The organism is Trichococcus alkaliphilus (assembly GCF_003008695.1).
GTDB classification, from domain to species: domain Bacteria; phylum Bacillota; class Bacilli; order Lactobacillales; family Aerococcaceae; genus Trichococcus; species Trichococcus alkaliphilus.
Window position 1 is genome coordinate 28,427 of the sequence record NZ_PXZT01000013.1, and the last position, 12,526, is coordinate 40,952.

Annotated in this window: 12 protein-coding genes; 1 reads left to right on the forward strand and 11 read right to left on the reverse strand. The window is 48.7% G+C overall.

Going from position 1 to position 12,526, the window contains the following annotated elements; genetic code table 11:
* Positions 1-79: 79 nt before the first annotated feature.
* The 10 genes from purN to purE all read right to left on the reverse strand — a co-directional run bounded on the left by purN (position 80) and on the right by purE (position 10,181).
* Positions 80-652, reverse strand: coding sequence for a phosphoribosylglycinamide formyltransferase (gene purN / locus C7R73_RS10575; protein ID WP_106450483.1), 573 nt, complete (start codon positions 650-652; stop codon positions 80-82).
* Positions 649-1,698: a phosphoribosylformylglycinamidine cyclo-ligase gene (purM, locus tag C7R73_RS10580; RefSeq protein ID WP_086988975.1), complete on the reverse strand. Its 1,050-nt coding sequence runs from the start codon at positions 1,696-1,698 to the stop codon at positions 649-651. Before purM ends, purN begins: the two co-directional genes overlap by 4 nt.
* Positions 1,698-3,158 (reverse strand): amidophosphoribosyltransferase, encoded by a 1,461-nt coding sequence (gene purF, locus C7R73_RS10585; RefSeq protein ID WP_106450484.1) that lies wholly within the window; start codon positions 3,156-3,158, stop codon positions 1,698-1,700. Before purF ends, purM begins: the two co-directional genes overlap by 1 nt.
* Complete coding sequence (purL, locus tag C7R73_RS10590) at positions 3,134-5,362, reverse strand: phosphoribosylformylglycinamidine synthase subunit PurL (RefSeq protein WP_106450485.1); 2,229 nt, start codon at positions 5,360-5,362, stop codon at positions 3,134-3,136. Before purL ends, purF begins: the two co-directional genes overlap by 25 nt.
* Positions 5,362-6,042 carry a phosphoribosylformylglycinamidine synthase subunit PurQ gene (purQ, locus tag C7R73_RS10595; protein WP_086628702.1) on the reverse strand — a complete coding sequence of 227 codons (681 nt, stop codon included), beginning with the start codon at positions 6,040-6,042 and terminating at the stop codon, positions 5,362-5,364. Before purQ ends, purL begins: the two co-directional genes overlap by 1 nt.
* On the reverse strand, positions 6,042-6,293 hold the full coding sequence (gene purS, locus C7R73_RS10600; protein WP_068562113.1) for a phosphoribosylformylglycinamidine synthase subunit PurS: 252 nt from the start codon (positions 6,291-6,293) through the stop codon (positions 6,042-6,044). The genes purQ and purS overlap by 1 nt, the downstream gene beginning before the upstream one ends.
* A gap of 70 nt (positions 6,294-6,363) precedes the next feature.
* Positions 6,364-7,074 (reverse strand): phosphoribosylaminoimidazolesuccinocarboxamide synthase, encoded by a 711-nt coding sequence (gene purC, locus C7R73_RS10605; RefSeq protein ID WP_106450486.1) that lies wholly within the window; start codon positions 7,072-7,074, stop codon positions 6,364-6,366.
* Positions 7,075-7,266: 192 nt separating this feature from the next.
* On the reverse strand, positions 7,267-8,565 hold the full coding sequence (gene purB / locus C7R73_RS10610) for an adenylosuccinate lyase (protein ID WP_086986327.1): 1,299 nt from the start codon (positions 8,563-8,565) through the stop codon (positions 7,267-7,269).
* A gap of 1 nt (position 8,566) precedes the next feature.
* Positions 8,567-9,709: a 5-(carboxyamino)imidazole ribonucleotide synthase gene (purK, locus tag C7R73_RS10615; RefSeq protein WP_106450487.1), complete on the reverse strand. Its 1,143-nt coding sequence runs from the start codon at positions 9,707-9,709 to the stop codon at positions 8,567-8,569.
* Positions 9,693-10,181, reverse strand: a complete 489-nt coding sequence (gene purE / locus C7R73_RS10620; RefSeq protein ID WP_086986329.1) for a 5-(carboxyamino)imidazole ribonucleotide mutase — start codon at positions 10,179-10,181, stop codon at positions 9,693-9,695. Before purE ends, purK begins: the two co-directional genes overlap by 17 nt.
* 380 nt (positions 10,182-10,561) lie before the next feature.
* Between purE and treR the strand changes: the two genes are divergently transcribed.
* On the forward strand, positions 10,562-11,278 hold the full coding sequence (gene treR / locus C7R73_RS10625; protein ID WP_106450529.1) for a trehalose operon repressor: 717 nt from the start codon (positions 10,562-10,564) through the stop codon (positions 11,276-11,278).
* Positions 11,279-11,334: 56 nt separating this feature from the next.
* Here treR and C7R73_RS10630 read toward each other — a convergent pair whose 3' ends face one another.
* The gene (locus C7R73_RS10630; protein WP_106450488.1) at positions 11,335-12,465 is read right to left on the reverse strand and encodes a GerMN domain-containing protein; all 1,131 of its coding nucleotides are present in this window, start codon (positions 12,463-12,465) and stop codon (positions 11,335-11,337) included.
* Between the last annotated feature and the right edge of the window lie 61 nt (positions 12,466-12,526).

Consider the following 12,526-nt stretch of genomic DNA (forward strand, 5'->3'; position numbering starts at 1 on the left):
CTCCTTAAATTTATGATGGATTAATGCGGTTCTAACAAAAGGAAGGACTTCCGCAAGCGCGGAGTCCTCATCCATTTTGTTAACCTTTATTCTTTTGTGCCAATTGCTGGATCACTTGCGGGAAGATCCGGTGCTCCACTTGATGGATACGAGTCTCCAAAGTATCCAGCGTATCCTCCGGAAGGATCGCCACTTTTTCTTGGGCGATGATCGGGCCGGTGTCGACCCCTTCATCGACGAAATGGACGGTGACGCCTGTCTCCGGAACGCCTGCTTCGAAAGCGTCCTGGATGCCATGCCGACCCGGGAAATCAGGCAGCAAGGACGGGTGGATGTTGACGATGCGGTCGGCGTAGGCCGTCAATAAAGTCGGTCCGACGATCCGCATATAGCCGGCCAGTACGACCAAGTCGACCTTTTCTTCAGCCAGATGCTTCAAAATTTCATTTTCGTAGGCGACCCGATCCTCGAAGCCTTTCGGCGTAAAGGAGATCACCGGGATATTGTATTGTTTGGCGCGCTCGATCGCATATGCTTTCGGCTTGTCGCAGAACAGGAAAGCGATCGTCGCATCCACTTCGCCTGACGCGATGGCTTCGGCGATGGCTTGAAAATTCGAGCCGTTTCCTGAAGCAAAGACAGCTATCCTCATGCTTGAGCCTCTTTCAGGATAACCTCTTTTTCTGATGTTTTTGCAGCCACGGATCCGATCACATAGGCTTTTTCATCGTTCTCAGTCAGAACGCCCAGTACTTCCGTCAAGTTTTCGGGAGCGACCGCCAGCACCATGCCAATGCCCATGTTGAAGATTTCGTACATTTCAAGAGCCGGAATGTTGCCGATTTTTTCCATCACTTGGAAGATCGGTAAGACAGGCCAGCTGCCTAATTGGATTTCCGCTTGGACGTTCTCGGGAAGCATGCGCGGCACATTTTCGACGAAGCCGCCGCCTGTGATGTGGGCAACGCCATGCAACAGCTGTTTTTTGATCAACGGCAATAGGGCATTCACGTAGATTCTTGTAGGAGTCAATAAAACGTCGCCCAATTCTTGGTCTTCGATGCCTTCCACTTTGTCGGCCAATTTGTAGTCATTGTCCTTGAAGAAGATTTTGCGCACCAAAGAGTAGCCGTTCGAATGGATACCTGATGAAGGCAACCCAACCAACACATCGCCTTCTTTGATCAATGCAGGTGTCAACAAAGCATCTTTTTCCGCAATCCCTACCGTAAATCCAGCCAGATCGAAATCTTCCGGATCGTACATATCAGGCATTTCAGCTGTTTCTCCACCGATCAGGGCAGCACCGGCTTGGACGCAGCCTTCAGCTACGCCAGCAACGATCTGCTCCAATTTTTCCGGACGGTTTTTGCCGACAGCTACATAATCCAAGAAATAAAGAGGTTCTGCACCTTGCGCTACGACATCGTTGACGCACATTGCGACACAATCGATCCCGATCGTATCGAATTTTCCGGCTTCGATGGCCAGCATCAGCTTCGTACCGACACCGTCCGTACCCGATACAAGCACAGGTTTTTTGTAGTTCAATTCAGAAAGGTCAAAGTTTCCGCCGAATCCGCCGACTTCACCAAAAACGCCTGGACGTTTTGTGCGGTCGATGTGTTTCTTGATGCGGCTTACTGTTTCATAACCGGCTGTGACATCCACACCCGCTTTTGCATATGCGTTTTCCATCAAACTTGTCCTCCCTTTAGATTCTCTTTTTGAATAGCTGTCATGTTGTTCACGTAATCCGCTTCATAGTCATAAAGCCCAGTCGGGTAGACCCCGTTGAAGCTGTCCATGCACAAGCCTGAATATGGCATATCAAATTTCAAACCGATTGAATCGATCAGACCTTCTTGGCTAAGGAAAGACAAGCTGTCCGCACCGATATACTCACAGATTTCGTCAACCGTCATTTTGGCAGCGATCAGTTCAGCTGACTTGCTGATGTCGATGCCGTAAAAACTTGGGTAGATCAACGGCGGGGAAGAGATGCGGACATGCACTTCTTTGGCTCCCGCTTCTTTTAATAAAGTCACGATGCGTTTGCTGGTCGTCCCGCGCACGATGGAATCGTCCACCATGACGACGCTCTTGCCTTGGACAACCCCTTTTACGGCGGACAACTTCATTTTTACTCCCAATTCGCGCAGCTCCTGCGTCGGTTGGATGAACGTTCGTCCAACATACTGATTCTTGATCAATCCCATTTCGTAAGGTGTTCCGCTCTCTTCCGCGAATCCGCTCGCTGCGGACAAGGAAGAGTTGGGCACACCGATGACGATATCGGCTGTCACTGCAGGTGCTTCGATGGCCAAACGCGTTCCCATCCGTTTGCGCGCAGTATGCACGTTCACGCCGGCAATATTGGAATCCGGACGCGCGAAGTAGATATACTCCATCGCAGCGATGGAGATGGTTGTATCATCGGTATATTTTTCGATCGTCAAGCCGTTGTCGTCAATAATCGCCAGTTCGCCGGCGTTGACGTTGCGGACAAAATCAGCGCCGATCGTATCGATGGCACACGTTTCGCTGGCCATCACATACGCGCCATTCGGCAATTGGCCGATGACAAGCGGACGGAATGAATTCGGATCGACGGCACCGAACATTTTCTCTTCGGTCAAAAGGATATAAGTGAAGCCGCCTTTAACTTGGTTCAAGCTCTCTTTGATCTTTTCGATCAAGCTGTCTTTCTGGCTGCGTCTGATCAGATGCATCAGAACTTCCGTATCCGAAGTCGAATGGAAGATGGCGCCATTTTCCTCAAGATTGCGGCGCAATGATTTGGCATTCACCAAGTTGCCGTTGTGGCAAATGGCGATGTCCATATCATAGAAATGATACAAAAACGGCTGCACATTCTCTATGCTGTTCTGTCCGGAAGTGGAGTAACGCACATGCCCGATGGCACGGTTACCGGTCAACCTCTGCAGATCCGCTTCGTCCTTGAAGACTTCGCTGATCAACCCAAGATTGCGGTGCACCAACAGTTTTCCTTCATCACATGAAACTATCCCCGCACCCTCTTGTCCGCGGTGCTGCAAGCTGTGCAAACCGAAGTAAGTCAACTGGCTGGCATTGTCGTCTCCCCAAATGCCGAATACGCCACATTCTTCGTTTAAGCTTTTTGTTTCAGCAAGCATGGAATAGCCTCCTCCCATTTCGTTTGTACTTCTTTAACATCCAAAGTGATTGTTTCGTTCTCGGCAGCGATTTTTGCGACAGCGTCAGCAGTCACGGTTCCGATTTGTGCAGCAGCTGATCCGAAGATTGCTTCCACAGCGGCAACATTTTCAGGTTTCACGGTCAGGATGAAGCGTGATTGCGTTTCGCTGAACAACAACGTTTTATCCATGTCAACCGTTACATCAAAACCTAGGCCAGTGTCAAAGACGCTCTCCATCAAGCCGACAGCCAAACCGCCTTCTGATAAGTCATGCGCGCTTGCGATCAGACCAGCTTTGATTGCTTTCAGGACGTTCGCTTGGTTTTCTTTTTCGACAGCCAAGTCAAAGTCCATCAGTTTCCCTTCGATTTTGCCCAATTCCATTTTTTGCAGTTCGGACCCGTTGAAGTCCGCTTTTGTAGCGCCGATCAGGACAATGCGGTCGCCGGCAGTCTTGAAGGCTTGCGTTGTGATGTGCGCAAGATCCTCGATCAAGCCGACCATACCGATCATCGGTGTCGGATAAACGGCCACGCCGTCGGTTTCATTATAAAGTGACACGTTACCTGAGATGACAGGAGTATCCAATTGGCGGCAAGCTTCAGAGATGCCGTCTGCGGAAGTGCTTAATTCCCAGAAAATTTCTGGTTTATCAGGGTTTCCGTAGTTCAAGCAGTCTGTGATCGCCAATGGTTTCCCGCCGCTGGCAACGATATTGCGGGCAGCTTCAGCGACAGCGATCTGTCCGCCGATTTCCGGGTTCAAATACAGGTAACGGCCGTTGCAGTCTGTTGTCATTGCGATCGCTTTTTTGGTGCCGCGGACGCGGACAACTGCAGCATCGCTTCCTGGTCCTACGACCGTGCTGGTGCGGACCATGGAATCATACGTGTCGTAGACGCTCTTCTTGGAAGCCAACGTCGCTTGTTGCAATAAAGACACTAAGGTATCCTGCGCTGATGTGAAGACAGGTTTGTAGTCTTCCATAGCTGCGAATTCAGCGATGCGCGCAGGTACTGCAGTCGGTTTGTAGTAGACCGGTGCATCTTCAGCCAAAGCATCCACCGGAAGTTCAGCCACCACTTTGCCTGCATGGGATAGACGGTACATACCATCATCGGTAACTTCACCGATCACGACTGCATCCAATTCATATTTTTTGAACAAGTCGACGATGCGTTGCTCTTCGCCCTTCTTGATGCACAAAAGCATACGCTCCTGCGACTCGGAAAGCATCATTTCGTAAGGTGTCATTTCTGTTTCGCGCTGCGGAACATCATCAAGGTTCAAAAGCAAGCCGCTGCCTGCCTTTGAAGCCATTTCCGAGCTGGAGGAGACCAAACCGGCAGCACCCATGTCCTGGATACCGATCAAAGCGTCGGAGTAGTCATAAATGCATTCCAAACAAGCTTCCATCAATAGTTTTTCCATGAACGGATCGCCTACTTGGACAGCCGAACGTTGAGCTTCTTCCTCTTCCTTGAATTCTTCGGAAGCGAAAGTGGCGCCATGGATACCATCGCGGCCAGTTTTTGCACCCACGTACATGATCGAGTTGCCGACTCCGGCAGCTTGACCTTTTTGCATATCTTTTTGATCGATCAAGCCGACGCACATTGCGTTGACTAACGGGTTGCCTTTGTAGCAAGGGTCGAAGACCGTTTCGCCGCCGACAGTCGGGATGCCGATACAGTTGCCGTAACCGCTGATGCCGGCAACGACTTCTTCGAAGATGTGTTTCGTGCGGTCATTGTCCAATTCGCCGAAACGCAAAGAGTCCAGGATCGCAATCGGGCGCGCGCCCATGCTGAAGATGTCACGGATGATTCCGCCGACACCGGTAGCCGCGCCTTCATAAGGCTCGATAGCTGATGGGTGGTTGTGGCTTTCCGCTTTGAAAACGACAGCTTGGCCGTCGCCGATGTCCACGATACCAGCGCCTTCACCAGGTCCTTGCAATACTTGCGGGCCGGTAGTAGGGAATTTTCTCAGGACTGGTTTTGAATTTTTATAAGAACAGTGTTCGCTCCACATAACGGCAAACAGGCCAGTTTCAGTATAATTCGGCAAACGATGCAAAATTTTATCGCAGATTGTGCCGTACTCTTCGTCTGTCAGACCCCATTCACGATAAATTTTGGATTCTTTTACTTGTTCTGGCGTTGGTTCTAAAAATGCCATTATTTGTTCAGCTCCTTCTTATAATTTTCAACCATGGATTGGAACAGGCGAAGGCCGTCCGCTGATCCCAGCAAAGCTTCGACAGCACGCTCCGGGTGAGGCATCATGCCTAGGACGTTGCCTTTTTTGTTGATGATGCCGGCGATGTCTTCGATGCTTCCGTTCGGGTTGCCGTTGGCATAAGTGAATACGATTTGGTTGTTGGCTTTCAGGTCAGCCAAAGTCTCTGCATCGCAGAAGTAGTTTCCTTCACCATGTGCGATCGGAACAGAGATGATTTCGCCTTCTTTATAGAGGGAAGTGAATTGCGTATCGGCATTCACGACTTTCAGATCCTGCGGTTTGCAGACGAACTTCAATGTGTCATTGCGGCGCAAAGCACCAGGCAATAAGCCGGCTTCAGCCAAAATTTGGAATCCGTTGCAAGTGCCGAATACAGGCTTGCCTTCTTCAGCGAAACGGACTACTTCGCTCATGATGTTCGCAAAGCGGGCAATCGCACCTGTACGCAAGTAATCGCCATAAGTGAATCCGCCGGGCAATAGGACAGCATCGAAACCTTCAAGACTTGTTTCATAATGTTGCACATACTCTGCATCTTCTCCAAGAATATCTTTAATGGCTGCATACATATCTAAATCACAGTTAGATCCAGGAAAAACGATGACAGCGAATTTCATTAAGCTTCAACCTCCTGGATTTCATAACGGTAAGTTTCCATAACCACGTTAGCCAGCAACTTGTCGCAGATCTCTTCGATGACTTGTTCAACGTTCTCTTCATCTTTGGATACTTGGATTTCAAAATATTTTCCTATGCGGATATCTTCGATTGTTGGGTAGCCCATACGGTGGACGGCACCCTTCACGGCTTCCCCTTGCGGGTCCAATACTGAGTCTTTATACGTTACATACACGGTTACTTTATACATGTCCAAATTCCTCGCTTTTGTTTTTTTATTTTTTGTTTTTTTGTTTATTCGTTGGTTTCATTCGGATGGCTTACATTTTGTTCAGGCGGTCCAGCACTTCCACGTAGACAGGGATCAGATCTCCCAAGTCACGGCGGTAGATGTCTTTATCCAAGTGTTCGTTCGTTTCGATATCCCAAAGGCGGCAAGTATCCGGTGAAATTTCATCAGCCAGGATGATTTCTCCCTCAGCTGTCTTGCCGAATTCGATTTTGAAATCGATCAGGCGGATGCCGATTGCCTTGAACATCTCGATCAAGGCTGCATTGATCTTCAGCGCTTGCTTCTTGATTTCCGCGACTTCTTCTTCCGTTGCTGCTCCCAAAACTTGTACATGGGCATCATTGATGAACGGATCATTGAGGGCATCGTCTTTGTAATAGAACTCCAAAACAGGGAACGGCAAGTCGATGCCTTCCTCCATGCCGAAACGTTTCGCGAAGCTTCCTGCGGATACATTACGCACAACCACTTCCAATGGGAACATATTGACTCTTTTTACTGATTGTTCGGTTTCTGATAGTTCTTGGATGTAATGGCTTGCGATTCCCTTTTTAGCCAGGTACTCGAAGATGCGGCCGGTGATCTGGTTGTTGAGTCTGCCTTTGCCCTCGATAGTGTCCTTCTTTACGCCGTTTAATGCGGTAGCCTGATTTAGGTATTCTGCCCAAAGGACATTCTCCTGATCTGTAGCGTACATCTTTTTAGCTTTCCCAGTATAAAGCAATTCTTTTCTTTCCATCGTCCCCGTCCCTTTCTAAATCCGAACATTAATTTGTATAAACACCTAATTCATTCGTTTATATTGTATCATCTGCCACCCGCTTGTCAATGGAATTTTCATGAAAATTGAAATAAATTTCCGATTTTTTTCAATGATTTCAAGGCATCCGGTGGACGAAAAAAGGCCGGAACCGTAGTCCCAGCCTTTCCATCAGTCGCCTAAACCAAGTCTTTCGAATACTTCGTCGACGTGACTCAAGTGATAGTTATAGTTGAAGGCATCAGCGATGTCTTCTTTCGTTAATTTTGCCATAATGACTTCGTCAGCTTCCACCAATGGACGGAAATCGGTCTGATTATCCCATGAAAGGGCAGTCTTCGGCTGTACCAAGTCATAAGCTTCTTCACGGCTCATGCCTTTGTCGATCAATTTCAACAGAACGCGTTGGCTATAGATCAAGCCGAAAGTCGCATTCATGTTGCGGAGCATATTTTCAGGGAACACTGTCAAGTTCTTGATGATGTTCGCAAAACGGTTCAATTGGTAGTTCAACAATGTCGTTGCATCAGGCAGGATGATCCGTTCCGCTGAAGAGTGCGAAATGTCGCGTTCATGCCATAAGCCTACATTTTCGTAAGCAGTGACCATGTAGCCGCGGATGACGCGGGCAAGGCCTACCATATTTTCGGAACCGATCGGATTGCGTTTGTGCGGCATAGCCGAAGAACCTTTTTGGCCTTTCGCGAAGAATTCTTCAACTTCACGTGTTTCCGATTTCTGCAATCCACGGATTTCTGTAGCGAAGCGTTCGATGCTTGTCGCAATCAAAGCGATAGTTGCCATATATTCGGCATGCAGATCGCGCGGCAGAACCTGTGTCGAAATTTCTTGCGGTCTTGTGCCCAATTTTTCGCAGACGTACTCCTCCACGAATGGCGGGATGTTTGCGAAAGTCCCGACAGCCCCACTGATTTTTCCGGCTTCAACGCCTTTAGCTGCGTGTTCAAAACGCTCGATGTTGCGCTTCATTTCCGAATACATAGTAGCCAGCTTCAGTCCGAATGTCGTAGGTTCCGCATGCACACCATGCGTACGGCCCATGCAGACAGTCTTTTTGTGTTCTTTCGCTTTTTCGCCGATGATTTCCAGCATGTTCTGCAGATCCTTGCGTAGGATATCATTGGCTTGCTTCAATTGGTAACCGTAGGCAGTATCGACCACATCGGTACTCGTCAGGCCATAGTGGACCCATTTTCTTTCTTCTCCCAAAGATTCGGAAACGGCGCGTGTGAACGCTACTACGTCATGTCTGGTCTCTTTTTCGATTTCAAGGATACGGTCGATATCAAAAGTTGCATTCGCGCGGATTTTAGCCACGTCTTCCGCAGGGATTTCGCCTAGGGCAGCCCAAGCTTCATCAGCAAGGATTTCTACCTCCAACCAGCATTTGTAACGATTGTATTCGGACCAAACTTCAGCCATCTCAGGGCGTGTATAACGTGTAATCATTTTAAATTGTTCCTCCGTTCCAGATTTGGGTGTTGTCTATTTCTGTTAAGGTTGCTTCTTGATCATCCGTCAATATGGTGATATGTCCCATTTTTCTGTCTGTGCGTGATTCCGCTTTGCCGTAGTAATGGAAAAACCAATCCGCTTTTTCTTCCCGCAGCGCAATCGTTCCTTCCATATGCTGTCCCAGGATATTTACCATGATGGCAGGCGACAATTGGCGCGCTGTCGGCATCGGCAATCCGGCGACTGCTTGGATATGGGCATCAAATTGGGAAACGTTCATTGCTTCGATTGTGTAATGGCCCGAATTATGCGGACGCGGCGCCAACTCATTGATGAAAATCGTGTCATCCGCTGCCAGGAACATTTCGATACCCAGCGTACCCACCAACTGAAGCGCATCGGCGATCTGGTGGGCCGCTTTGTTTGCTTTTTCGGCCACCGCAGATGTGACGCGAGCCGGCACGATCGATTCGTGCAGAATATTATTGATGTGGATATTTTCAGAAACCGGGAATACCGTAGCTTCGCCTTTTTGGTTGCGTACAATCATGACGGAAAGCTCTTTGGTGAACGGAACCCAGGCCTCCAAAACGCAGATGCTGTCCGCTGCCAGTTTCATGGCTTCCTCTTTGTCAGATTCCGATTTCAGGACAACCTGTCCCTTACCATCATACCCGAAACGGGTCGTTTTTAAAACACTCGGATAGCCGATTTTGGCGATGGCCGCATCCAGTTGTTCCGCATTTTCGACTACCGCGAATTGCGCGATTGATACCCCGGCGGATTGAAGGAATTCCTTCTCCTTGATGCGGTCCTGCGTGATCGTCAAAATTCCGCTGCCTTGCGGAATGCTGGACAGTGTTTCCACTTCCTGCAGGGCTGCTGCATCGATGTTCTCAAATTCGAATGTCACGACATCGGATTTTTCGGCCAGTTCACGCAATGCCACCGCGTCAGCGTATGCCGCTTGGATGTGCCAATCCGCTACTTGGGCTGCCGGGCAGTTCTCGCCCGGATCCAAAATCCCGACGGTGAATCCCATCCGCTTTGCGGACTGTGCCAGCATGCGCCCTAATTGTCCCCCGCCGATGATGCCGATTACGTCATTTGGTTTCAGTACTTTATACAAGGTCTTCACTGCTTTCCAATACTTTTTGTTTTAAAGCTTCCCGTCTCTTTTCCAATTGATCGGCCAAATCCTGATTTTCGATCGAAAGGATCTGCACGGCCAGCAGACCGGCATTGATCGCCCCTGCTTTGCCGATGGCTACCGTCGCAACCGGAACACCGCCGGGCATCTGGACGATGGACAACAAAGAATCCATGCCGCTCAATGCGCGCGATTGGACAGGGACACCGATGACCGGAAGGGTCGTTTTCGCGGCGATCATACCCGGAAGGTGCGCTGCTCCACCCGCGCCGGCAATGATGACTTTCGTTCCTGCAGCCCGAGCTTGTTCCGCAAAAGTGAACATCAAATCCGGTGTCCGGTGAGCCGAAACGACCTTCTTTTCATAAGCGATACCGAATTCATCCAGTATCAAGCAAGCTTCTTTCATAGTTTCCCAGTCAGAAGTACTACCCATTACGACAGAAACAACCGTATTCATCCATTTTTCCCCCATTATCAATTTTTCATTTTTAATATAGCACATCATCTCTCATTATTCCAAACGTTTTTGGGAACATACGGCATTTTCGTTCGGAAATAATCTGTTTTGATTCCATTCCGGACAACCAATGCCCGAATTTTGCATTAAAAAAATCCCTGTTTTTTTATTCAAAAATCAACCCTTTCCCACCTTGAATGGCAATAATATGATAAAATGATGATGTGCAAACCCTTCCAAACTAAAAAAATTACTGATTTCCTTTTTATTTCTGTTCTTATCCTATAGAATAAAATGGAATAATATTATTAAACATGATTTTTTCAACTTACTTATTTAATTTCCAACAAACCCATCTGCTCACAGGAGGAACGATGATCATGAATAAATTCTTCGATATCTATATGGATTTGAGAAAAAAAATTGAGCATGCAGAATTCGAAACCGGATCCCTGTTGCCCAGCGAAAAGACCCTGTCGGACCAGTATAATGTTTCACGGGAAACGATCAGAAAGGCTTTGGCGCTGTTGCTGGAAGGTGGCTATATCCAGAAGAAGCAGGGCAAAGGATCGATCGTGCTGGACATCAGACGGTTCAATTTCCCCGTTTCCGGGCTGACCAGTTTCAAAGAGCTTCAGGATTCCCAGCAGATCCCAAATGAAACGATTGTCATCAAGAATAAGCTCGAGACCATTCCGGATTTCCTTGCCGAAGATCTGAAAGTGGATCCCGGCCGCAAAGTGATTTCCCTTATCCGGCTGCGGAAGATTGCCGGGGAAGTCGTCATCATGGATAAAGACTACCTCTTCCATGACATCATCGAGCAAATCCCTTCCGAAGCTGCCGAAAACTCCATCTATGCGTACTTGGAGAATGAATTGGGTCTGAACATCGCTTATGCCAAAAAGGAATTCGTCGTAGAGGCGGCTACGCGGGAAGACCACAAGCTGATGGATCTGAAGGATGACACGCACGTCGTCGTCGTCAAGAGTGAAGTTTATCTGGAGGATACCCGTCTGTTCCAGTACACAGAGTCGCGCCATCGTCTGGACCGCTTCCGATTCGTCGAGTTCGCCCGCAGAAAACACAGCCTATAAGAAAAAAAAAGATGAAGCCAAGCCGGCTTCATCTTTTTTGCTTATGTAAGAGCTGATCACTCATTGACATTCGTATAATCAACGGTGAAATAGGCCCCCTCGGCCATCAGGATATGCCCTGATTCATATGGGTTTCCGGCCACAGTAAGGTAGACTTCCTGCACACCGTAATATTCCCCGATCGTATTGACGACACCCTGCAAAATCAGGGATTCAGCCGATGTCCCGGCATTCATCTCAGAAACGAATTCCTGCGAGAAGTCCACATAGACACGCCCGTCGTCACTCAAGGACAAGCTGTTGATGGAGACATTCGGTCCGATCAGACTTCCCCCTGGTGCATCCGGCACGTTCTTCAACGCCTCCGCCAGAATGGTGCGGGTAATGTCATTGGTCGCATAGGATAAGGAAACACTTGTTGCATCCAATCCCATCAGATCGCTATCCGGAAAAAAGACGCGCAACTGTTGCGTTTCCGGAACATTCTCGTTGCGGGCTTCCAGACTGGAAGAGACAATCATATCATCCCCAAGATCCGTGACCCGTTTCACCAAGCCCATATCCCTTACGTAATAGTCTTTGGTAGTAGAGGTTTCATATGTAGTCGTCACTTCAAGCGCTTCGAAATTACCCATCGGCGTTTCGATCTGTGCAGTCAGATTCGTGATTTCGGAAGGGACTCCGCTCGCATTCACCCAACTGTTCCCGACTTCCAAAGGCTCCTTCAACAGAATATCCAACTGGTTGGCGGCATCGCCGCTTGCTGTTTTTTCCAGCATGTTTTCCCTGAAGTAGGTTTCCGGACGCGTGAATACTTCCCTGAGTTCCCCGTCAGCCAATTCCACTACCGTCACGATCTGCGTGCCTCCGTTGTTGGAAGTGATCTGCATCCGGTTGCCTTCGATGTATTGCGGGTAGACCGTGAAGGAAGCGTACTCATTCCCTTCGCCCAAATATTTGGTGAATACGGATGCGCTGAACGGATAATAAGCCTCGATTGTTGTTGCATCTGCGGGTTCGGAAGAGGACGAGGAAGCCGAGCCGCTGTCTGTTGAACTGGACACGGAAGAAGCCACACTGCTGACACCTGAAGAATCGGATGAGGCATCGGAGCCTCCAAAGAGACTGCAAGAAGCTAATAGGGGCACCAACAACGCTACCATCAGGTTCGAAACTTTCTTTCTCATATTTTCTCCCACCTTCTGCCTTAGTTGTCTTCATTATATCACAACCGCTTTCTAAGGCATT